The sequence below is a fragment of the Streptomyces sp. NPDC023527 genome (assembly GCF_055560115.1).
This window is the reverse complement of record NZ_JBVHJJ010000012.1, coordinates 255,559-277,213: the sequence shown is the minus strand read 5'-3', so window position 1 is coordinate 277,213 and position 21,655 is coordinate 255,559. Positions and strand designations below refer to the sequence as shown.

General features: G+C 73.3%; 22 protein-coding genes and 1 pseudogene. 15 read left to right on the top strand and 8 right to left on the bottom strand.

The genetic code is table 11. The features are described 5' to 3' along the window. The 9 genes and pseudogenes from ACZ303_RS24355 to ACZ303_RS24315 all read left to right on the top strand — a co-directional run. A partial coding sequence (locus tag ACZ303_RS24355; RefSeq protein WP_467342312.1) for a sulfate adenylyltransferase subunit 1 occupies window positions 1–1,065 on the top strand: 1,065 nt, incomplete at its 5' end. A gap of 8 nt (window positions 1,066–1,073) precedes the next feature. Next, window positions 1,074–1,868, top strand: a complete 795-nt coding sequence (locus ACZ303_RS24350) for a thioesterase II family protein (RefSeq protein ID WP_467342310.1) — start codon at window positions 1,074–1,076, stop codon at window positions 1,866–1,868. After that, a complete protein-coding gene (locus ACZ303_RS24345; RefSeq protein WP_467342308.1) occupies window positions 1,846–3,000 on the top strand; it encodes an acyl-CoA dehydrogenase family protein in 1,155 nt (384 codons plus the stop codon). The genes ACZ303_RS24350 and ACZ303_RS24345 overlap by 23 nt, the downstream gene beginning before the upstream one ends. Before the next feature lie 52 nt (window positions 3,001–3,052). Beyond that, window positions 3,053–4,180, top strand: coding sequence for an acyl-CoA dehydrogenase family protein (locus ACZ303_RS24340; RefSeq protein ID WP_467342306.1), 1,128 nt, complete (start codon window positions 3,053–3,055; stop codon window positions 4,178–4,180). 95 nt (window positions 4,181–4,275) lie between these two features. Continuing rightward, window positions 4,276–5,142: pseudogene (locus ACZ303_RS24335) on the top strand (DNA glycosylase AlkZ-like family protein); the annotation flags it as partial. 181 nt (window positions 5,143–5,323) lie between these two features. After that, window positions 5,324–7,315 (top strand): ABC transporter ATP-binding protein, encoded by a 1,992-nt coding sequence (locus ACZ303_RS24330; protein ID WP_467342305.1) that lies wholly within the window; start codon window positions 5,324–5,326, stop codon window positions 7,313–7,315. A gap of 93 nt (window positions 7,316–7,408) precedes the next feature. Next, window positions 7,409–8,422: an L-histidine N(alpha)-methyltransferase gene (locus tag ACZ303_RS24325; protein WP_467342303.1), complete on the top strand. Its 1,014-nt coding sequence runs from the start codon at window positions 7,409–7,411 to the stop codon at window positions 8,420–8,422. 39 nt (window positions 8,423–8,461) lie between these two features. Next, window positions 8,462–9,127, top strand: a complete 666-nt coding sequence (locus ACZ303_RS24320) for a HemK2/MTQ2 family protein methyltransferase (protein WP_467342302.1) — start codon at window positions 8,462–8,464, stop codon at window positions 9,125–9,127. Further along, the gene (locus ACZ303_RS24315) at window positions 9,102–9,395 is read left to right on the top strand and encodes a CDGSH iron-sulfur domain-containing protein (RefSeq protein WP_467342301.1); all 294 of its coding nucleotides are present in this window, start codon (window positions 9,102–9,104) and stop codon (window positions 9,393–9,395) included. Before ACZ303_RS24320 ends, ACZ303_RS24315 begins: the two co-directional genes overlap by 26 nt. Here ACZ303_RS24315 and ACZ303_RS24310 read toward each other — a convergent pair. From ACZ303_RS24310 to ACZ303_RS24290, 5 genes are all read right to left on the bottom strand, one after another. Further along, window positions 9,381–10,418, bottom strand: coding sequence for an iron-containing redox enzyme family protein (locus ACZ303_RS24310; protein ID WP_467342299.1), 1,038 nt, complete (start codon window positions 10,416–10,418; stop codon window positions 9,381–9,383). The genes ACZ303_RS24315 and ACZ303_RS24310 overlap by 15 nt on opposite strands. A 179-nt stretch (window positions 10,419–10,597) precedes the next feature. Next, window positions 10,598–10,972, bottom strand: coding sequence for a hypothetical protein (locus ACZ303_RS24305; protein ID WP_467342298.1), 375 nt, complete (start codon window positions 10,970–10,972; stop codon window positions 10,598–10,600). A gap of 78 nt (window positions 10,973–11,050) precedes the next feature. After that, window positions 11,051–11,443, bottom strand: a complete 393-nt coding sequence (locus tag ACZ303_RS24300) for a roadblock/LC7 domain-containing protein (RefSeq protein WP_467342296.1) — start codon at window positions 11,441–11,443, stop codon at window positions 11,051–11,053. Window positions 11,444–11,534: 91 nt separating this feature from the next. Continuing rightward, window positions 11,535–12,353, bottom strand: coding sequence for a transcriptional regulator (locus ACZ303_RS24295; protein ID WP_467342295.1), 819 nt, complete (start codon window positions 12,351–12,353; stop codon window positions 11,535–11,537). Next, window positions 12,350–12,700, bottom strand: a complete 351-nt coding sequence (locus ACZ303_RS24290; protein ID WP_467342294.1) for a roadblock/LC7 domain-containing protein — start codon at window positions 12,698–12,700, stop codon at window positions 12,350–12,352. Before ACZ303_RS24290 ends, ACZ303_RS24295 begins: the two co-directional genes overlap by 4 nt. Window positions 12,701–13,012: 312 nt before the next feature. Between ACZ303_RS24290 and ACZ303_RS24285 the strand changes: the two genes are divergently transcribed. Further along, complete coding sequence (locus ACZ303_RS24285; RefSeq protein WP_467342293.1) at window positions 13,013–13,732, top strand: oxygen-binding di-iron domain-containing protein; 720 nt, start codon at window positions 13,013–13,015, stop codon at window positions 13,730–13,732. 52 nt (window positions 13,733–13,784) lie between these two features. Here the strand turns inward: ACZ303_RS24285 and ACZ303_RS24280 are convergent, their stop codons facing one another. Both ACZ303_RS24280 and ACZ303_RS24275 read right to left on the bottom strand, forming a co-directional pair. Further along, window positions 13,785–14,195, bottom strand: a complete 411-nt coding sequence (locus ACZ303_RS24280; protein ID WP_467342291.1) for a hypothetical protein — start codon at window positions 14,193–14,195, stop codon at window positions 13,785–13,787. Window positions 14,196–14,269: 74 nt separating this feature from the next. Then, window positions 14,270–15,556: a wax ester/triacylglycerol synthase domain-containing protein gene (locus ACZ303_RS24275; RefSeq protein ID WP_467342289.1), complete on the bottom strand. Its 1,287-nt coding sequence runs from the start codon at window positions 15,554–15,556 to the stop codon at window positions 14,270–14,272. A 232-nt stretch (window positions 15,557–15,788) separates the two neighbouring features. Here ACZ303_RS24275 and ACZ303_RS24270 point away from each other — a divergent pair, with 232 nt between their 5' ends. From ACZ303_RS24270 to ACZ303_RS24260, 3 genes are read left to right on the top strand one after another with little or no spacing between them, the layout of a single operon-like run. After that, window positions 15,789–16,328: a (2Fe-2S)-binding protein gene (locus ACZ303_RS24270; RefSeq protein WP_467342287.1), complete on the top strand. Its 540-nt coding sequence runs from the start codon at window positions 15,789–15,791 to the stop codon at window positions 16,326–16,328. Between the two features lie 2 nt (window positions 16,329–16,330). Continuing rightward, window positions 16,331–17,323 (top strand): FAD binding domain-containing protein, encoded by a 993-nt coding sequence (locus ACZ303_RS24265; RefSeq protein WP_467342285.1) that lies wholly within the window; start codon window positions 16,331–16,333, stop codon window positions 17,321–17,323. Further along, window positions 17,320–19,518 carry a xanthine dehydrogenase family protein molybdopterin-binding subunit gene (locus tag ACZ303_RS24260; RefSeq protein WP_467342283.1) on the top strand — a complete coding sequence of 733 codons (2,199 nt, stop codon included), beginning with the start codon at window positions 17,320–17,322 and terminating at the stop codon, window positions 19,516–19,518. The genes ACZ303_RS24265 and ACZ303_RS24260 overlap by 4 nt, the downstream gene beginning before the upstream one ends. 76 nt (window positions 19,519–19,594) lie before the next feature. Here ACZ303_RS24260 and ACZ303_RS24255 read toward each other — a convergent pair whose 3' ends face one another. Further along, window positions 19,595–20,020: a cupin domain-containing protein gene (locus tag ACZ303_RS24255; protein ID WP_467342282.1), complete on the bottom strand. Its 426-nt coding sequence runs from the start codon at window positions 20,018–20,020 to the stop codon at window positions 19,595–19,597. Between the two features lie 120 nt (window positions 20,021–20,140). On the opposite strand from ACZ303_RS24255, the gene ACZ303_RS24250 reads away from it, so the two are divergent. Together ACZ303_RS24250 and ACZ303_RS24245 are read left to right on the top strand one after the other, a co-directional pair. Further along, complete coding sequence (locus ACZ303_RS24250) at window positions 20,141–21,073, top strand: helix-turn-helix domain-containing protein (RefSeq protein WP_467342280.1); 933 nt, start codon at window positions 20,141–20,143, stop codon at window positions 21,071–21,073. 171 nt (window positions 21,074–21,244) lie between these two features. Next, complete coding sequence (locus tag ACZ303_RS24245; RefSeq protein WP_467342278.1) at window positions 21,245–21,640, top strand: DUF6233 domain-containing protein; 396 nt, start codon at window positions 21,245–21,247, stop codon at window positions 21,638–21,640. The last annotated feature ends 15 nt before the right edge of the window (window positions 21,641–21,655 follow it).

Here is a 21,655-nt window from a genome sequence, read left to right as displayed (position 1 = left end):
ATCGATGTCGCCTACCGCTACTTCGCCACCCCCCGCCGCCGCTTCATCCTCGCCGACACTCCCGGGCATGTGCAGTACACCCGCAACATGGTCACGGGTGCTTCCACGGCGCATCTGGCGGTGGTCCTGGTCGACGCCCGCAACGGTGTGGTCGAGCAGACCCGCCGCCATGCCGCCGTCGCCGCTCTTCTGCGGGTGCCGCATCTGGTGCTGGCGGTGAACAAGATGGACCTGGTCGGCTACGCGGAGCCGGTCTTCGCCGCGATCGCCGAGGAGTTCACCGCCTACGCCGCGTCGCTCGGCGCCCCCCAGGTCACGGCCATTCCGATCAGCGCCCTGGCGGGCGACAACGTCGTGGAACCCTCCGCGCACATGGACTGGTACGACGGCCCCACCATCCTCGAACACCTCGAAACCGTCCCGGTCGCCACCGACCCGGGTGGCGAGGCGGCCCGCTTCCCCGTCCAGTACGTCATCCGGCCGCAGACACCCGAATACCGGGACTACCGGGGCTACGCGGGTCAGATCGCCTCCGGCGTCCTCCGCGTCGGAGACGAGATCGCCGTGCTGCCGTCCGGCCGGACCAGCACCATCAGCGCCATCGACATGCTCGGCGAGGCGGTGGAAGAGGCGTGGGCGCCGCAGTCCGTCACCGTCCGCCTCGCGGACGACCTGGACATCTCCCGCGGCGACCTCATCGCCCCCACGACCACCGCGCCGGCCACCACCCAGGACGTCCACGCCACGGTGTGCCACGTCGCCGACCAGCCCCTGCGGCCCGGTGACCGGGTGCTGCTCAAGCACGCCACCCGCACCGTCAAGGCCGTCGTCAAGGACATCCCCTCCCGGCTGACCCTGGACGACCTCTCCCAGCACCCGGCGCCGGGTGAACTGACCGCCAACGACATCGGGCAGGTCACCGTGCGCACCGCCGAGCCGCTCGCGCTCGACCCCTACGCCCACTCGCGCCGCACCGGCTCCTTCCTCCTCATCAACCCCGCCGACGGCACCACGCTCACCGCCGGCATGGCCGGCACCGCCTTCGCCGCTTCTCTCACGAGGTGACCTCCAGCATGGCTCCTACGCCGCGCCCGCAGCGCTGGCTGCTGCGCAAGCCCAAGGGAGACGCGCCCACCCGGCTCTTCTGCTTCCCGTATTCCGGTGTCGGGGCGTCGATGTACAACCGGTGGCCCAAGCGCATCGGGCCGGCCGAGGTGTGCCTGATCCAGCTGCCCGGCCGCGAGAACCGCCTGCGCGATCCGCATTACGGTACGTACGAGCAGCTCGCCGGCACGCTCGCGGAGGCCCTGCTGCCGTATCTGGACCGGCCGTTCGCGTTCTTCGGGCACTGCGGCGGCGCGCTGCCGGGCTTCGCGACCGCCCTCCACCTCCAGGAGCACGGGCTGCCGACCCCGTCCGCCCTCTTCGTCTCCTCGCAGGTCGCCCCGCACGACGGCCCCTTCGGCCGCTTCCTCGGCATGACGGACGACGAGCTGGCCGTGGAGCTCGGTGAACTGACCCGGGCCATGGGCGGCACGCCGCACCCGGCCCTGATCGAGATGAGCCTCGGCGTGCTGAGGGCCGATGTGGACGCCAACCGCGCCTATCACCTCACCGAGCCGGTCCGGCTGCCGACCGCCGTGCACACCATCGGCTGGGACGCGGACCGGGAGATCCGGCCGGACCAGATGGGGGGCTGGGAGAAGTACGCCGAGCCCGGCCGCTTCCACCCGACCGTCCTCCAGGGGGAGCACTACGCGTTCCTCGGAGCTCCCGACCCCCTGATCGAGGTGCTCGCCGCCGGCATGGAGCGGGCGCGCGACGAGGACAAGGAGGGCAGTGCCGATGGAGCTCACGCCGACGCCTGAGCAGCGGGCCTACCGGGACGAGATCCGCGCGCTGCTCGACACCGACGAGGTGCGCGCGGAGACCGCCGCGATCCGCGGCCGCCCCGGTACCGAAGGCGGGCTCCTCGACGTCTACCGGAAGCTGGGAGCCTGCCGGCTCCTCGCTCCCAACTGGCCCGAGGAGTACGGCGGGGGCGGCCTAGGCATCGCCGAGAAGGCGATCCTCACCGAGGAGCTGATCGCCCACGGTGTACCCGACATCGCGCACACCCTCAGTATCGACATCGTCGGGCTCGCCCTCCTGCTGTACGGCACCGACCGGCAGAAACAGCGCCTGCTGCCGCCGATCGCGCGCGGCGAGAGCCTGGCCGGCGTGCTCTTCAGCGAGCCGGAGGCCGGCTCCGACCTCGGCGCGTTGCGGACCCGCGCCGAGCGGGACGGCGACGGCTGGCGGCTGTCCGGCCGGAAGGTCTACAGCGCCAAGACCCAACTGGCCGACTTCGCGCTCTGCGCCGCGAGGACCACCGAGTCCGACGTCAGGTTCCACGGCATCACCGTCTTCCTGGTGCCGCTGCGCACCCCGGGCGTGAGCGTGGAGCCGCTGTGGAACATCGGCGACGAGCGGTTCAACGAGGTGACGCTCTCCGGCATCCGCGTCACCGACGAGGACGTGCTCGGCACGGTCGACGACGGATGGCAGATCATCGGCGAGGTGCTCGGGCTGGAGCGCACCGGCATCGAGTTCCAGGCCAAGGCGCGCCGCTGGCTGGACGCCGTCCTCGACCGCGCCGCCACCGGCCCGACGGACCTCACCCCCGCCGAGGCGGACCGGCTGGTGGCCCTCGACGCCGACGTACGGGCGGCCCGGCTGCTGGCCTGGCGCTGCGTGGACGACCTCCACAGCGGCCGGAGCGACGAGGTGCGGTCGGCCATGGCCAAGTACTGGGCGGGGGAGACGGGTCGCGAGGTCGCGCTCGCCGCTTCCGAGTACGCCGGGCTCGACGCCCTGCTGGCGGGCGACGACGAGGAGAGCACGGACCACGGACTGCTGGAAGCCGCCTGCCGGGAGGCCCCCGGCCTCACCCTGGCCTCCGGGACCTCCGAAGTCATGCTCACCCTCATCGCCTCCGCCGACCTGGGACTGCTCGCCTGAGCCGTCGAAACCCCACCGAGCCGTCGAGAGAGAACAGAGAGCCCAGATCGCCATGGACGTCACACTCGCCCCGCGCCACCAGGAACTGCGCCGGCACGTCACCGAGATCCTGGACGACGAACTCGCCCCTCTCATCCGCAGGATGGCCGATCGCCCCCGCCACGGCGCCGACCCCGACAACGCCGCGATCCGCGCGATGGTCTGGCAGGCGCTGACCGAGATGGGCGCCCTGCGCCTCAACCAGTCGCCCGCCCCCGGCGACCGGCGCGGCCTGAGCGGTCTGGCGGTGCTCGCCGAGCGTCTTGGCGAGGTGCTCTACCAGGGGCCTCTGCTGGACACCGTGCTGGCCTCGGAAGCCCTGCTGCGCTGCGCCCCCGGCCCCGAGCGGGACCGTTTCCTCAAGGAGATCGCCGCCGGTACGTCCGTGGCCGCGGCGGTGCGCGACGGCGGGGTGCGCCCGTACGACGCCCCGCTCACGACCGGCGCCGCGGGGGAGACGGTCGGTGCCGAGCGCCGCTTCGTCGCCTTCGCCGCCGAGGCCGACTGGCTGCTCGTCCCCGGCCGGGCACCCGGCGGCACCTACCGTACCGCCCTGATCCGGCGCGACCACCCCAGCGTTCACCTGCGCAGACACGAGGAGCTGGGGCGCGGGGAGCTGTACGCGGTGCGGCTCACGGACACACCGGTCGCCGGCTGGCTCGACCTGGCAGGGGACGCCGAGGGCGCCTGGCAGGAGCTGATCGCGTCCGCCCGTACCCTCCAGGCCGCCTATCTCGTCGGCCTCAGCAAGGGCGCCCTGCGGCTCGGCGTCGACCACCTCAAAGAGCGCCGGCAGTTCGGCGGCGCCCTCGGTCGCCAACAGTCGCTGGCCTTCCTGCTGGCCCGACTCGCCACCCGGATCGACGCGGCGCACCTGCTCACCCGGGAGGCCGCCTGGGAGGCCGACAACGACCGGGACCACCGGCTGACCGCCGGCCAGGCCCTGGCGACGGCCGCCACCCTGGCCCGGGACGCCGGCCGGGACGTGCTGCACGTCCACGGCGCGCGCGGGATGACCGACGCCTGTGACGCGCAGCTCTTCTACCGCCGTGCGGCGGTGGAGTCCCTGGTGCTGGGCTCGCCCGCCCGCGTCCGGGCCGATGTGCTGCCGCTGCTGATGGCACGGCGCACGGCGGGCTGAGGCCCGCCCCACAGACCGAAGGCGGACGCGGAGTCCGTCATATCGCGCGGGAGCGACGGCGCATCGTCGATGCGTCACCAGACCCCGCGTCCGCCTTCGTACATCGCCGCCGGGCCTACCGGGCGCGCGAGAAGTGGTTCCACGATCTGCCGCGACACGCCTACGACGCCATCCTCCAGCAGCTCAAGGAGCGCGGGCCGTTGACCGCCACCGAACTGGGCGGCGCGAAGAACGGCGGGGAATGGTGGGACTGGAGCGACTCCAAGGTCGCCGTCGAACGCGCGCTGATGCTGGGCGACGTGGTGTGCGCCCGGCGCCGGGGCTGGAAGCGGGTGTACGACCTCGCCGGGCGCGCCGTGCCCGACCCGCTCCTGCACGACGACCTCGACGACACCGCGTGCGTGCGCCGCCTCGTCGCGCAGGCCGGGGCCGCCATGGGCGTGGCGACCCGCGCGGACCTCGCCGACTACCACCGCCTCAAGGGCACGCAGGTCGACGCCGTCGTCGAGGACTCCGGGCTGGTCCCCGTGGAGGTCGAGGGCTGGGCACAACCCGCCTGGGCCGACCCGGCCGCCCTCGCCGCCCCGCCCCGGGGCCGGCACCGCACCACACTGCTCTCGCCCTTCGACTCCTTGATCTGGGACCGGCCGCGCACCGAGCGCGTCTTCGGCTTCACCCACCGGCTGGAGGCGTACGTCCCCAAGGCCAAGCGCATACACGGCTACTTCGTCATGCCGCTCCTGACCGGTGGCCGGCTCGCGGGCCGCGTGGACCCCGCCCGCGAGGGAACCACCCTCGTCGCCCGCCAGGTGTCGATGCGGGGCCCGGGCGCCGTACGCCCCATGGCCCAGGCGCTGCGCTCGGCCGCCGACTGGGTGGGCTGCGACGACGTCCGCGTCGAACGCTGCGACGACCGGGCCCTGGCCTCGGCCCTCATGACGGAGCTCGGCCGGCTCTCCTGACCGTGCCGCCTCGCGGACGACTTATTGACGGTGCCGCCCGCACCGGACATTCCCCCCCAGCATGCCCACCGGCCCTGTGCGTCACAGAGTTGCCCCACTTATGGGTGAATTGCCGCTGTTCATGCCCGGTTCGCCCAAGCCGTACGGCATCGTGCAACCCGCTCACGCCGTGAACCGGCCCATGAACACCGGGAGGGACAAGTTGGCCGCCGAGACCACCGGAACACCCTCGGAGGAATTACGCTTCCGCTCTCCCACCCTGGCCGCCTTCGACAAGAGCCCGCTGACGGCGCGGTCGATGAGCAGGAGACTCCCGCAGCTCGTACGCAAGGCTCTGGCCCTGGCCTGGCGGGTGGACCGGCGCGCGGTGGTCGCGCTGCTCGGCTGCCAGGTGCTCTCCGGCGCCTTCGAGGCGTTCGGGCTGCTGGCCACCACCCGCACCATCACGGCCCTGATCACCTCGGGCCACATCCAGGACCGGCTCGCCGAGGCGCTGCCCTCCCTGGTGGTGCTGGCCTCCGCCGCCGGCATCCGCGCCCTGCTCGGCATCGCCGTCAGCAACATCTCCAGCCGGCTGGCCCCGCGCATCTCCCGTGAGGCGGAGATGCAGATGCTCGAAGCGGCGATCAACGCCGAACTCGCCGCCTACGACCACCCCGGGTTCAACGACAAGCGCGAGGCGGCGGACCGGGGCGCGGACGTCGCCCAGGACCTGCTCACCGAATCGCAGGACCTCATCGCCTGCCTCGCCTCCCTCGTCGCCGCCGCCGGCGTCGTCACGCTCCTGCACCCGGTGCTGCTGCCCCTGCTCCTGCTGGCCACGCTCCCGCAGGGCATCGCCAGTGTGAAGGGCGCGCGCGTCCACTACCTCACCTCCCGAGCCCTCAGCGCCGACCGCCGGGTGCTGAGCCACCTCCGCTGGCACGCCACCGACAAGATCTTCGCCGACCAGCTGCGCTCCGGCACGATGGCCGGTTTCCTCCTCGGCCGCTACCGCACGATCGGCGACCGCATCGACAGCGCGACCGACCGGGCCGTCCACCAGGGCGCGCGGTACGCACTGCTCGGCTCGCTCGCCGGAGGGGCCGCCTCCGGGCTCGTATGGGCGGCGTTGGCCCTGCTCCTCGGCACGGGCCACATGTCGGTCGCCTCGGCCGGCACGGCGGTCTTCGCCCTGCGCACGGTCGGCTCGTCCCTGCGCGGCATGGTGGGCTACGGCAGCCGGCTGTTCCGCACCGGCCTGTATCTGGACGACTGGGCGGAGTTCATCGACGAGGCCGGCGGCCACCGGATGCGGCGCGGCACCAAGGCGCCCGAAGCGCCCCTGGCCGTCCGGGCCGAGGCGCTGACCTACCGCTACCCCGGGGCCGACCGCCCCGCCCTGGAGAAGGTCAACCTCCAGGTGCGGCGCGGTGAAGTCCTGGCGCTGGTGGGGGAGAACGGCTCCGGGAAGACCACGCTCAGCAAGCTCCTGGCCGGCCTGTACCTCCCCACCGAGGGCGCCGTCACCTGGGACGACGCGGACATCGGCGACTTCGAGCCACAGGCGCTGTGGCGGCAGACCGCCGTCGTGCCCCAGGACTTCGCGCACTGGCCGCTGTCCGCCCGGGAGAACATCACCCTCGGCCAGTCGCAGCACGGCGGTGACGACGCCGTCATGCGGGCCGCCGCCCACGCGGGCGCCGACGAGGTCGTCGACGGCCTCCGCAGCGGCCTCGACACACTCCTGGCCCGCGAGTGGTTCGGCGGGGTGGACCTGTCCGGAGGGCAGTGGCAGCGCGTCGCCATCGCCCGCGCCTTCTACCGGCAGGCCGGGCTGCTCGTCATGGACGAACCCACCAGCGCCCTCGACGCCCGCGCCGAGCACCGCATCTTCACGGGCCTGCGCGAGGCCGCCCGGGACCGGGCCGTCGTCCTGGTCACCCACCGGCTGGCGAACGTCGCCGTCGCGGACCGCATCCTCGTCCTCGACCACGGCCGCGTCATCCAGGAGGGCACGTTCGGCGAACTCACCGCGGCCGAAGGGCTGTTCCGGGAACTGTGGCTGCTGCAGAACGACCGGGGCGTCCCGGGGGAATCGCCGGGCACGGCGGCGGACGAGTTTACGTCCTGTGCCGCAGTGGCAAGCTCCACGCGACGGCCGGAACACAATCCGCCGACGCGGCCCGCTTGACCGGCATACACGCACGCCGGGCGCGGAACCAGGACAGGCGCGCAATCACGACCGCCGCCCCGGGGCGTGGGCCGGAGAGTCAGGAGAGGCGTCATGGCGCTGAGCCAGGTCGAGATCGTGGCCGTCGACGAGGGTGAGGCATTCTGGGACGACAGGTCGGCTCTCCTGGCCGGCCTGCGGGAGAACCCGCCACGGGTGCCCGCCCACTTCGGGTACGACGCGCGCGGATCGGATCTGTTCGAGCTGATCACCGAGTTGCCCGGTTACTACCTCACCCGGGTCGAGTACGGGCTGCTCCAGGACAACGCCGGCGAGATCGCCGACCTGATCGGGTGCGAGCGGATCGCGGAACTGGGCAGCGGGAGCGCGAAGAAGACCCGCGTGCTGCTGGCGGCCTGCGCAGACCGTCGCCCGACCTCCTACCTCCCGATCGACGTCAGCCGCGAGATGCTCGAAAGCAGCGGGCACGGTCTGACCGCCGGACTGCCCGGCCTGCGGGTGCGGGGGCTGTGGGGCCGGTATCAGGCGGGCCTGGCCTGGCTGCGCGACAGCGAGCCCGAGCCCGTGGTGGTGGCCTTCCTCGGGAGCAACCTGGGCAACACCACGCCGGAGGAGCGCGACGGCCTGCTGTCCGAGATCGTGGGCACGCTCCGCCCCGGCGACGGCTTCCTGGTGTCGGTCGACCTCCGCAAGCCGGCCCGGGTACTGGAAGCCTGTTACAACGACCCGCCCGACCGGTCCGCCTTCACCCAGTTCCGGCTCAACCACCTGCACCACCTCAACCGGCGCTTCAAAGGCGACTTCGACCCCCGGTACTTCCAGGCGCGGGCACACTACGACTCCGACACCTCCACCGTCGAGGCGCGCCTCTACGCGACCGAGGACCACTCCGTCGCGCTCCGCGAGCTGGGCGTCGAGCTGGAGCTACGGCGCGGTGACTCGCTCAACGTCGGCCTGTCCCACAAGTTCGACCGTGAGCGGTTCGTGGCCGACGTCCGCGCGCGCGGCATGGACCTGCGCGCGCAGTGGATCGACGAGGTGTGGCAGTACGGCATCTTCCTCTTCCGGCGCTCGCCCGACCGTGGTGACGCCGCCGATGCGAACTGACATGGACGAGCTCGCGTCCCGCACCTCACGGGGTGCGCTGTGTGGCTGCTGAGGCCCCCAGGGGTCTACCGGCCTCAGACGGACACCTGGTTGCTGGCTCAGGCTCTGCGCGACTCCGGGATCCCCTCCGGCGCGCGGGTGATGGACATGTGCACCGGTACCGGCGCGTTGGCCATCGCCGCGGTCGGCGTGGGGGCGGCCCACGTCACGGCTGTCGACATCTCGCGCCGTGCCACGCTGGCGACCCGGTTCAACGCCCGGGTCCGCGGGCTCCCGGTACGGGTCGAGCGCCGCGACGCGCTGACCTTCCCCGCCCGTCGGCAGTTCGACGTGATCCTCGCCAACCCGCCGTACGTACCCTCCGCGCGGCGGGAGCTCCCGCGGAGCGGGAAGAGCAGGGCCTGGGACGCGGCCCGGGACGGCCGGGCCGTGCTGGACCCCCTGTGCGCCAGGGTGCCCGAGATGCTCTCCAGCGGCGGAATGCTGCTGCTCGTCCACTCCGCCGTGTGCGGCGTGGAGACCACCGTGGACCTGCTGCACCAGGGCGGGCTGAAGGCCGCGGTGGTGGTGCGGGAGACGGTGCCCTTCGGCCCGGTCATGAGGCACCGGATCGCGCTGCTGGAGGAACAGGGCCTCATAGAGGCAGGACAACGGCACGAGGAACTGGTGGTGATCCGTGGTGACCGGCGCGACCCCGAACCGTGACGTGGAACCGGACCGGCGGCGGGACCCGGCCGTCGGCCCGACCGACCGGCACCGCAGGCGGGTCACCGTGGTCCCCGGCGGCCCCCTGCTCGTCGAAGGACCGGTCGAGGTGGTGACCGGCGACGGCAGGGTCGTCGTCTCCGATCGGTTCATGACCGCTCTGTGCGTATGCCAGCGCAGCCGACGGCAGCCGTTCTGCGACACCAGCCACCGCCGACGCGTTCGCCAGGACCCCGAGGACCGGGCCGAGGGATCAGGCTCCGACTGAGTGCTCCGGCAGAGGGCGACGCAGCGATGTCGTGCCGCCGCGCCAGGCGGTGAGCAGATGGTCGGCCAGCCTGCCCTCCAGCAGCTCGGTGGCCGCGATGCCGAACACCACGTCACCGGCGAGCCGGGGTTCCCGGCGGAGCAGGTCACCGACGACGTCGCGACGCAACACCTGTTCGTGCACGGCGTCGGCCTCGATGTGTTCGGTGAAGAAGAGCGTGCACTCCGGCCCCGCGCCCAGCCGCTCCAGCGCCTGGGCGATCCGCTGCGCACTGGAGGCGGTGGTGATCTCGGCGGCCGCGAAGTGACCGACCATGGCGCCGCGCAGCCTGCGGTGCAGCCCGAACATCGACATCAGGTTCACCGTCGCGATCGCGGGCGCGGGCACGTCGTCCACGTAGTGCTGGTACTCCGAGGACAGCCCGGCGCCCACCATGAGGTCGGCGAACAGCCGGGAGTGCGCGCGCTCGGCGCGCCCGCCACCGAACTCGTCGAACTCGACCGCCACCAGGGACGCCTTGGCCTGCCCCTGAAGACGAGGGATGACCCAGGCGTGCGGGTCGGCCTCCTTGAGGTGGTACACCGAGCGGTGCGCGATGTATTCGCGCACCTGCCCCCAGTGGGCGGAGTCCCGGAGGTAGTGCGAGACCCCGGCCCCGGGCACCGGCTCGACCAGCAACGCGTCCAGCGCGGCGGTGACATCGTCGTCGCCGCCGGTGTCGGAGCGCAGGGCGGCCAGGAACACACGCTCCATCGCGGCCCGCAGCCGAAGCAGCTCCGGATCCCACTCCCACAGCGGATCGACCCCGTCGAAGCCTCGGTAGTGCAGCTCGTAGCAGGTGTGCAGGGCGAGCGTCAGGTCCTCGCCGTACGGATCGACGTGCTCCACGTCGGGCAGCGGCAGCGGCTCCGACGAGGGGCGGCGCGCCAGCGCGGTGACCACGACGGCCGACAGAGGTCCGCGGGGGATCGGCAGGATGTGGGTGAGGGGCTGGGCGTCTCCGGTGGTAGCGATGGGGGTCATCGGCCCTCCGACTCGATCGAACCGCGTGGATGCCATGCCCACGGGCGATGGATTCATCATCGCCCACCGCGGTTCCGCGCCGCCAGAGTCGGCCGGGCGCACCGGCGGGGTCGAACGCGGCGCCGATCCCGTCACCGCCGTGCCGCCGCGGAAGCCCGCGGTGGCACGGCTGCGGCCCGTCAGACCTCCAGCTCGGCCTCTATCCGCTTGAGCTGGTGGCGCGCCATCGCCAGGTTGGCCCGCTTGCCGTCCAGGACGAGGTAGAGGAACAGGCCCTTGCCGCCCCGGCCGGTCAACAGCCTGATCAGGTGGTACTGCGTGTTGAGCGTGATGAGGATGTCCTCGATGCTGTCCTGGAGGCTGAGCATCTCCATCGCCCGCAGCTTGGCCCGCACCACATCGGTGTTGGCGGCGGCCGCGACGTTCAGGTCGAGGGCCTGCGTCCCGCCGAGCGTCCCGAGCGCCATGCCGCTGCTGTAGTCGACGAGCGCCACCCCGATGGCTCCCTCGATCGCCGTCATCGCGTCCTGGAGAGCCGCTTCGGTGTTCGCCATGAGAATCCCGCTTTCGTCGTCAAAGTGGCAATGATGTAAAGGGAAATGAGGTCATGAGAGGTGGCGAGGCCGGTGGGCTCAGGCTTGCTGCCGGCGCTCCAGCGCGTCGGCGACGAGCTCGGCGACGCGGGTGCCGGCCCGACGGGCCTCCAGATTCAGCCGGCCCACATTGGCGTCCCCCGTCGCCAGCAGCGTCAGCACGCAGGACGGCCCGGCCGCGTACGTGGCCACGTACCCCCGCTCGCCGCGGACGAGCAGTTCGCGGAAGCCGCCGTGGCCCACGGCGTCGGTCAGCCGCGAGCCCACCCCCAGCGCCGCCGCGGTCAGCGCGGCGACCCCGTCGGGTTCCATGTCGGTGACATGGTGTGCGATCACCAGCCCGTCCGTGCTCGCCACCAGCGCGCCCGTCAGATGCGGGACGCGCACCCGTAACCCCTGGAGCTCGGCGAGCACCTCGGGCATGGCGGTCATCGACTGTCTCCTTCCGGTGAGTTGTCTCAGGGCGCGCCTCATCATGGGAATCGGCGGGTCCGGCAGGCGTACGGGCGGATGCGGGGCACGGTCACAGGGCCTCCAAGGCGTCACGGATCCTGAAGAGCAGGGAGATCTCCGGGGCGTCACGGATCGCGGGCCTCGCACCCGGCGCCGGCGCGGGCGCCGGTCCGGGGGCGCGGATCAGCCCCAGGGCGGCCAGCCGTCGTACGTCCAGGAGGGTGGCGAAGGCCGAGCGGCCCAGCGCCCGGGCGATCTGCACGGGTGTGCGGGTGCCGTCGGCCGCCCCCAGCACCGCCCGCCGGCCGCGGGACGGGTCCGCGCCCCGCTCCCACCGACGGGCCGCGTCCGGTACGGGCACGACCGGCGCGGCGTCCACCTCCGCGCTCGGCCAGGCCCGCTCCAGCAGGTCACGACGGCGGCGCACCTCCCGCCGCACGGCCGCGACCGGCACGGGCCGCACCGGGCCGAGCCAGTGCCGGGCCTCGCGCAGGAACCGCTCGGGAGGGCGCTCGTCCGCCTCCAGCGGGCACAGGACGAAGTAGGCGGCGTCGAACAGGGCGCTGAGGTGGCACAGTTCCAGCTCGCCCTGGCTGAGCCGGCCGTGTTCGACGAGGAAGTCCCCGGCCCGGTAGCCCGGGCCGCCCCGGGAGACGGCCTCCTCCCAGGTCTCCGCCGACAGCCGGCCGCCCGCGGTCAGCCGCCGGCCCACGTCCGGCGCGGCCGGGCTCTCCGCGTGCACCACGGCGCCGTCCGCGAGATACAGCGCGCCGACCGGTCCGTGCAGCGCCCCGGTGGCCCGCTCGTCGGCCAGCCGGACCAGCGCGGTGTCCTCGGCGGACGACGGCTGCGGAATCGATTCCTCGGCATCCGAGGCACCGGACGTCACGACAGGACCAGCTCGGCGGTCAGATCCTTGAGACGGAAGCGCGCCACGGCCAGATTGGCCTCGGCGCGGTCGAGCCAGAGATAGAGGAAGACGCTGCTGTCGAACGCCGTCTCCACGAAGCGGATGAGGTGGTAGCTGCCGCGCGCGGTGACGATGAGGTCCTCGACGGGGCCGGTGTCCTCCGCCGCCCGGGCGAACGCGCTGCTCTCGAAGACGAGCCGGGCCAGCTCGGCGGCCTCCGCCGACGCCGTCTCATGGTCGCGGTTCGGTCCGTCGCCCGCCGCGCCCAGCGTCAGACCGCTGGTCCAGTCCACCAGGCTGGCCCCCCGGACCCCGGGGATCGCCATGGCCTCTGATAAGCACGCGTCGATACCGGACACTCGGACCTCTCACTCGTACAGACGACTACTCGTACAGGCGCTGTTCGTACGGACACCGGCCGCCCCGCGGCGGCCACCAACGGCAGGGACGGCTGCGACGGAAGGTAATCGAAAACGGAACCCGATGAGACCGTTTTGGCAATTTCACTCGGCATAGGAGCCGGGTGTGGCAGGGGGGCCCACAGCCGTGGTCCGTTGGAGGGAACGAGGCCGCCGCCTGCGGCGCCGGGGCGCAGGGCCGCCCGCAGACTGGGCGCCACGGAAGAGAGGTGATGCTCGATGGAGACGACGGTCACCGAGATCGCGCCGGACATCTATCGGCTGTCCACGTACATCAGCGACGCGGACTTCATGTTCAACCAGTTCCTCGTCGACGCGGAGGAACCGCTGCTGTTCCACTGCGGACTGCGGGCGCTGTTCCCGCTCGTCTCGGAGGCCGTGGCACGCGTGACGCCGGTGGAGAACCTCCGCTGGATCACCTTCGGCCATGTCGAGGCCGACGAGTGCGGCTCGCTCAACCACTGGCTCACCGCCGCCCCGCGGGCCGCGGTCGCGCATGGCGCGATGGGCTGCCTGGTGTCGGTCAACGACCTGGCCGACCGTCCGCCGCGCCCGCTCGACGACGGCGAGGTGCTCGACCTCGGGGGCAAGCGGGTGCGCCGCCTGGAGACGCCGCACGTGCCGCACGGCTGGGACGCCGGGCTGATGTACGAGGAGACGACGGGCACGCTCCTGTGCGGCGACCTCTTCACCGCCATCGGCGACGCGCCGGCCCTGACCGAGTCCGAGATCGTAAGTCCGGCGCTGGCCGCCGAGGACGTCTTCCACGCCTCGTGCCTGACGGCCGACACCGCCCCCACCATGCGCCGGCTCGCCGACCTCGACCCGACCACCCTGGGGCTGATGCACGGCCCGTCCTACGCGGGCGACTGCGGCCAGGCGCTGCGCGACCTGGCCGCGGCGTACGAGACCCGGTTCACCGACTCGCTGCGGCAATGACCTCCGCGAGCGGGCGCGGCGCGGCGTCGGACTTGGGGGCCTGTTGCGGCGATCAACCCGCGTGTTCCGGCCGGTGGCCGTGACCCCTTCCGAGCCGGGCGAGGGTGACCGTGGTGGGACCGGATGCCGCGGTGAGGCCCTTGGGTGTCAGACAGGCGCCGACGCTGGAGGCCACCAGCGTGACCTCGGTGACGACGGTGGCTCCCTTGAACTTCCCCGCCTTGATGGCACCCGTGCTGACGGTGACGATGGAGACGGTGCTGCGCTGCGAGTCGGCAGCCGTGTAGACCCGGCCTTCGTTCTCCAGGCCGAACGGGCCGAGGCCGACCAGGGACCGGGTCAAGTGCGCCCCTTCGACCCGTACTTCCATGACGTCGGGGCAGGCATCGAGGACGGCCGTGCCCAGTCGGTGGAAGGTGTGCTGACTCGACCGGCTGGTGTGCTCGGCGAACGCTTCGGACACCGCTCGGCGCGCGCGGCTCCGGCAGTCCCCATAGTCGGCGGGGCGCTTCCGCTGCCACCGGCAGGTCCGGCCCCCTACGGCGCGCCGCCGGGCACCGACCCCCGTACGATCCGCTCCCACCGGAGGTGCACCGTGTTCAGGCCCGGCACCGCGCGGTCGGCCATGAAGCACGCCGCCGACGTGCCCCGGTACGTCAGCATCAGCACCCCCAGGGGACTGCCCTCCGGCAGACAGCCCATCGGCTCCACCGCGACGACGGGATCCCCGCCCAGCTGGAGGTCGTGCCGGGCCACCAGTCCCGAGACGCCCACCACCGCGTGCCCCGGCCCGGCCAGGGTCCGGGTGAGGCCGCGCAGCGCCCACCCGGGCAGGCGCGGCATGACGGCGGCGCGGCGCAGGGCCTCGCGGTCGCGGCGGGACTTCAGCGGGGCCGTGGCCCGGACCGCGCCTTCCAGCTGCCGCGCCAGGGGCACGTCCCCGCCCGGCAGCGTCAGCCGGACCATGACCGTCCGGTTGCCCGGCGCGCCGGCCTCGCCGGGGCGCCGGACGTTCGCCGGCATGACCAGCTCCAGCTCCGGAGAACGGTACGCCGCGGGCCAGTAGGTGGCCGCCCAGTCCTGCAACGTATGGGCGAGCGTGGCGAGATAGGCGTCGTTGGAGGAGCCGCCACCGGTGGCGGCGACCTCGCGCAGGAACCGCGTCGGGACCCGCGCCCAGCGGAAGGTGCGCCGGGCCGACAGCGGATGCCGGGCGGACTGCCACACGCCCGTACGGCGGGTCGCGCGCGCCGCGGTGGCCAGCGCCCGCAGGCGGTCGCGGACGGTCGGCGCCGGGGCGCCGAGCAGACCGGGCAGGACGGCGGACGACTGCTCCTCGGGCACGCCGTGCGGGGTGAACAGGGTCTCCAGCGTGTGCAGCATGCCCGCGCCGTCCTGCACGGCGTGGTGCACGAGATAGAGCACGGCGTACGTCCCGGGCGCGTGCCCGTGCAGCAGCCAGACGCGCCAGTGCGGCGCGCCCTCGGGGAGCGGGTCCCGCAGGAGCCGCTGCACGGCCTCCTCCAGGTGCTCGTACCCCGGCGGCAGCGGATGGTCCACGACGTGCGTGGCCGGATCGAGCCGCCGGGCGGCGGCCCACCGGGTGTCGGCGTCGGCGAGGTAGTGCGTCAGGGCCGGTAACGCGGACAGCCGTTCGAGGATGTGATCGCGCAGGTGTGCCCTGCTCGGGGCGTCCCCCGCGAGGCGCAGCAGCGCCCCGATGCGTAAGCGGGCATCGGGGTGGTGGACGGGAAAGGCGCGCATCGCCCGGTCCGTCAGGGACGGGGCGGCGGGGTGGAGCGGTGCGCCGGCGGGGAAGGTCATCGGCGGACGCCCCTGGTTCCGGACGGTCGTCCGGCGGCCTCGGCTCCGAGTCGGTCAGCGGTGACGGGCATGGGTGGAAGGTAACCCTCCGAACCGGATGGAAACAGATCGTTTCCGGCCGGGACGATCTCGCTCCGGACCCTGGCCGCGCCGCCCCGGCCATGACAACCTGGGGCGCCCGGACGGCACAACACCCCTCAATCCGACGGCTGGTTGGGAAGGACGAGGACACATGGACGCACTGACCGGACCGCCGCACGCACCGGATCTCCAGGATCCCGGCGACACCGCCGACCGGACGCCGCTGCCCCTGCGCATACGAGTCAACGGGCAGTCCCACGAGCTGCTCGTCGACCCCCGCACCACACTCCTGGACCTGCTCCGCGAACACCTCGGCCTCACCGGCACCAAGGTCGGCTGCAACCACGGCGCCTGCGGCGCCTGCACCGTCCACCTCGACGGACGCCGCGTGCTCTCCTGCCTGACCCTGGCGGTCACCACGCGGGACCGCGACGTCGTCACCATCGAGGGCCTCGGCGCCGACGGCTCGCTCCACCCCATGCAGCGCGCCTTCGTCGACCACGACGCCCTCCAGTGCGGATACTGCACCCCCGGCCAGATCATGGCCGCCGTCGCGTGCGTACGCGAGGGCCACGCCGGCTCCGACGCGGAGATCCGCGAGTACATGAGCGGCAACCTCTGCCGCTGCGCGGCCTACCCCAACATCGTCGCCGCGATCGCCTCGACGGGCACCGCCGCCGAGGGGATCTAGCCGTGCGGCCCTTCGTCTACAGCCGCGTCCACTCCCTGGACGAGGCCGTACGAGCCGCCGGCGAGCCCGGCGCGGTCGTCCTCGCCGGTGGCACCACCCTCGTCGACCTGATGCGGCTGGAGGTCATGCGGCCCCGGCGCCTCGTCGACATCGCCGGGCTCGGCGAACTCCGCGCCTTCGACACCCGCGGCCCCCTCCTGCGCTTCGGCGCGCTCGCCAACATGGCCGACGTCGCCGAGGACCCGACCCTCGCCCGCGACCACCCCGCCCTCACCGAGAGCCTGCGCCAAGCCGCCTCCCAGCAGCTGCGCAACGTCGCCACACTCGGCGGCAACATCCTCCAGCGCACCCGCTGCGCCTACTTCCGCGACGGCGTCTCGCCCTGCAACAAACGGGCGCCCGGCACCGGATGCGCCGCGCTGACCGGCGTCAACCGCGAACACGCCGTGCTGGGGGCCACGGACGCCTGCGCCGCGGTCTACCCGGGGGACTGGGGCGTCGCCCTCGCCGCCTTCGACAGCGAGGTCGAGCTGATCTCCCCGCAAGGGCGCCGCACCCTGCCCTTCGAGGACCTGCACCGCGTCCACGGCGACCGCCCCGACGTCGAAACGGTTCTGCGCCCCGGTGAGATCGTCACCGCCATCACCGTGCGCGCCACCCCCGCCGGCCGCCGCTCCACCTACCTCAAGGTGCGCGACCGCGCGAGCTACGCCTTCGCCGTCGCGTCCGCCGCCGTCGCCCTGGAGATGGCGGGCACGACGGTGGTCGGCGCCCGCGTCGCCGTCGGCGGCGTCGCCACCCGTCCCTGGCGCAGCCGCGAGGCCGAGGCCGAGCTGACCGGCCGGCCGCTGACGGAGACCACCGCCCGCCGCGCCGGGCAGGCGGCCTTCGCGCAGGCCCGCGCCCTGAGCGGGAACGCCGCCAAACTCCGCCTGGGGCCGCGCACCGTCGCCGAAGCCGTCTTGATCGCGAGCCGGAAGGGACAGGAGTCGTGACCGACACCGTCGGAGCGCCGGTGGTGCGCGCGGACGCCCTCGCCAAGGTCACCGGCGCCGCGCGCTACGCCGCGGACACCCCGGAGCCGCACCTCGCGCACGCCGCGCTGGTGACGTCCGCCGTCGCCCGCGGCCGCCTCACCCGCCTCGACACCGCCGCCGCCGAGGCCGTACCCGGCGTACGGCTCGTCCTCACCCACCGCAGCCCCGAGGCCGCCCTGCCGCCCGGCGGCTTCCTGACCGCAGGCGAGCCGTTCCAGTCGAGCGTCAACCCCCTGGGCTCCGACGAGATCCACTACGCGGGCCAGGTCATCGCCCTCGTCGTCGCCGACTCGGTCGAGGCCGCCGAGGAGGCCGCGCACCGCGTCGAGGCCGACTACGACACCTTGCCCGCCCACGCCACGCTGGACGGGGCGATGGACGGCGCCCGCGCGCAGGACCCCCTGTCGATCACGACCGGCGACACGGAAGCGGCCCTGCGCGCCGCACCTGTGGTCATCGAGGCCGAATACACCACCCCGGCGATGCACCACAACCCGATCGAGCTCTACGCCACCACGGCCGTCTGGCGGGACGACGCGCTGACCGTGCACCTCCCCACCCAATGGGTCCGCGGCACCCGCGCCGCGATGGCCTCGATGTTCGCGATGCCCGTCGATCGCATACGGGTCCTCAGCCCCTACGTCGGCGGCGGCTTCGGCGCCAAGGCGAGCGTGCTGTGGCACACGGTCCTGGTCGCGGCCGCCGCCCGGCGCCTGGACCGGCCGGTGAAACTGCTCGTACCCCGCGAGCAGATGTTCACCGTCGGCTCCTTCCGCCCGCAGACGCGGCAGCGCATCCGGCTCGGCGCCGACCGCGACGGGCGGCTGCTCGGCTACGAACACCACGGCTGGGGCCAGAACTCCCGGGCCGACACCCTCGCCCTGCCGGGCACCGACCTCACCACACGCCTCTACGCCCACCCCAGCATCAGCACCCGCGAGCACGTGGTGCCCACGGACGTGAACACCCCCGGCTTCATGCGCGCGCCGGCCGAGTTCCCCGCCGTCTTCGCGCTGGAGAGCGCCATGGACGAACTCGCCGTCGCCCTGGACATCGACCCCGTCGAGCTGCGCCTGCGCAACGAGCCCGAGCGCGACCCGGTCACCGGACTGCCCTTCAGCAGCCGTTCGATGGTGGCCTGCTACCGGCGCGGCGCCGAGCTGTTCGGCTGGTCGCGGCGCGACGCCCGGCCCGGCTCGATGCGCGACCGCGAGGGCCGGCTCATCGGCTGGGGGTGCGCGGCCTCCGGTTACCCCGTCCTACGGGCGCCGTCCCGGGCCCGCGTCCGGCTCACCGCCGACGGCCGCGCGACGGTCCTGGTCGCCGCGCACGACCTCGGTACGGGCGCGTACACGGTGCTGGCGCAGATCGCCGCGCGGGAACTCGGCCTGCCCGCCGACGGGGTGACGGTGCGGCTCGGCGACAGCGACCTGCCCACCGGGCCGATGTCGGCGGGCTCCCTGACCACGGCGTCCGCGGGCTCCGCCGTACGACTGGCGGCCCGGGCGGCGGGGGAGCGGCTGCGGGCCATGGCGGAGAGCCGGGGGCGTACGGCCGAGTGGGCCTGGGCCCACCTGCCCGGTGGCTCCCTGGAGGCCGAAGGGCACTGGGCGCCCCCGGAGCTCGACGCGGAGACGGCCCGCCGAGGGCTGGCCGCCGACTTCGGCGGCTTCGTCCAGGCGGGGGCGGTCAGCGCCACGCACGCGATGTTCAGCCACGGCGCGCAGTTCGTGGAGGTGCTGGTCGACCCCGGCACCCGCCGGATCCGGCTGGGTCGGATGGTCGGCGTCTTCGCCTGCGGGCAGATCATCAACCCCCGTACCGCGCACGGCCAATTGTCGGGCGGCATGATCTGGGGCGCCGGGCACGCCCTGCTGGAGGAGACGGCCGTCGACCGCGGCCGGGCCCGCTTCACCAACACCGACCTCGGCGGCTACCACATCGCCTGCAACGCCGACATCGGCGAGGTGACCGTGGAGACGGTCGACGAGCACGACGAGGTGGTCAACCCGCTCGGCGCCAAGGGCGTGGGCGAGCTCGGCATCGTCGGCACCGCCGCCGCGATCGCCAACGCCGTGCACCACGCGACGGGCATCCGGGTGCGCAAGACCCCCATCCTGATGGACGACGTACTGCCGCCCGGATCGTGGTGAGCGGACGGGGCCGTCCCCTTGGAGCCAGCGGATCGCGCCCGGCGAGCCGGTGCCGGGGGCGGCCCCGCCCCGGCCGTCAGCGCGACTGACGGTCGTCCATGACGGGCTTGGTCAGCGGACCGCCCGCCGACCCGGTGTTGACGACCCCCGCCGGTTCCAGCAGCAGGACGGCGGTCTCCTCCTCGGCCACCGGGCAGTGCTCCACGCCGCGCGGCACGACGAACAGCTCGCCCGGCCCGAGCGTGACCTCGCTGCCACCCTCGCCCTCGCCGTCGCGGAGCCGGATGGTCAGCCGGCCGCTGATGACCAGGAACAGCTCATCGGTGTCCTCATGGCTGTGCCAGACGAACTCGCCCAGCAGCTTGGCGAGTTTGACCTCGTAGTCGTTGAGGTCGGCGACCTTCCGCTGCGCCCAGTGGTCGTGGAAGGTCGCGAGGCGCTCGGCCACATTCACGGGCTGAACGGGGCGAGAGGGCTGGGTGGGTCGAGTGGGGGTGGTCATGGTGTGGATGCCTCCTGGAAAGCCGGGCCGTATGACGCCGTCGCGCCCGCCGGTGTCAGGAGTCTGCCGAGGGCGGTCACTTCCGGTCTTGTACGTTCCTTGCATGATCGGAGTCCTTGCATGACCGAAGATCGCCCCTGTACGGAAGAGCGACCCCGTACGCGGATCGAAGCCTGGCGGCCCGCGGTCCCCGGTATCGCCGAGGTCTTCCACGCGCGGTTCGTCGACCACGCCTATCCCGCCCACACCCACGACACCTGGGCGCTGATGATCATCGATGACGGCTCGGTGGAGTTCGCCCTCGACCGTCACCGCCACGGCGCCACCGGCGCGGGAGTCGCCCTGCTGCCGCCCGGCGTCTCCCACGACGGCAGAACCGTCACCGACGCGGGCTTCCGCAAGCGCGTCCTCTACCTCGACACCACCGTCCTCCCCGAGCGGCTCGCGGGCCCCGCGGTCGGCGTGCCCGTCTTCTGCGACCGTCTCCTGCGCCACCGCGTCCATCAGTTGCACACCGCCCTCGCCCATGACGGCGATGCCTTCGAGGCCGAATCCCGGCTCTCCTTCATCGGCGAGCGTCTCCGGGTCCACCTCGCCGCCCTCCGCCCCGGCACACCGGGGCGTGAGGCGGGACGGCTGGCGGCGGAGCTGCGGGACCTGCTGGACGCGCGCGTACGCGAGGGCCTCACGCTCCAGGAGGCGGCCGGGGTCCTGTGCGCCCACCCGACCCATCTCATCCGCTGTTTCCAGCAGTTGTACGGGCTCCCGCCGCACGCCTATCTGACGGGCAGACGCGTCGACCGGGCGCGCGGCCTCCTGCTCGCGGGCCACCGCCCCGCCGACGTCGCCACCGCCGTGGGGTTCTACGACCAGGCGCATCTGAACCGGCACTTCACCCGGCACGTGGGCACCACCCCCGCCCGTTACGCGGCCCTCGCGCGGGGTCGTGCGACGGGCTGCGGACGGCTGACGCGACAAGCGTCGGCCGCCACTCTTTCGGGGGAACCGATCGCCGCCGGGGAACCGCGCGGCAAGGGCGGGGCGTCGGGTTAACTCCCCTGTTCCCAGGGGAGATCGGGTGCATCCGCGTGGGTACGCGGCGGCTCGTACCCCGCCGCGCGCCCCAGCCCGGCGCCGGCCCGCCGGGCGCGGGCATATGCCGGGTCCACTCAAGCCGCGTGACCTTGCCCCACCGGCCACGCGCCACTGCTACCGTCGCGCGGCATGGAGCAGCTCTTCAGCCAGGATGAACTCGCCCTTATCACGGCGGCCGCGGAGGAGGCGGGCATGCCACCGCGGGACTGGGTCCGCGGTGTCGTCCTCCAATACCTCTCCGAGGATCCCGAGGACCTCTACGAGGACGCGCGGGCCACCGTCGACCCCCGGGCCGCCGACGGCCGCGCACCCTACCGGCCGGACCTGGAGCACGCCCTCTGGCCGATGACCTCGCACCGCCGGTCGGGCCGCACCATGCTCGAGGTGCACCACGCGGGGTGCTGGGTACCGAAGGGGGACGAGGAGGCCATGACCACCGCCCAGGCCCGCGAGCAGCTCCTCGCGGGGAACGCCCGGCCGTGCGACGCCTGTCTGCCCGAACGGTTCCTCACCCCCTCGGTGTAGGCGGCCGCGCGGGTG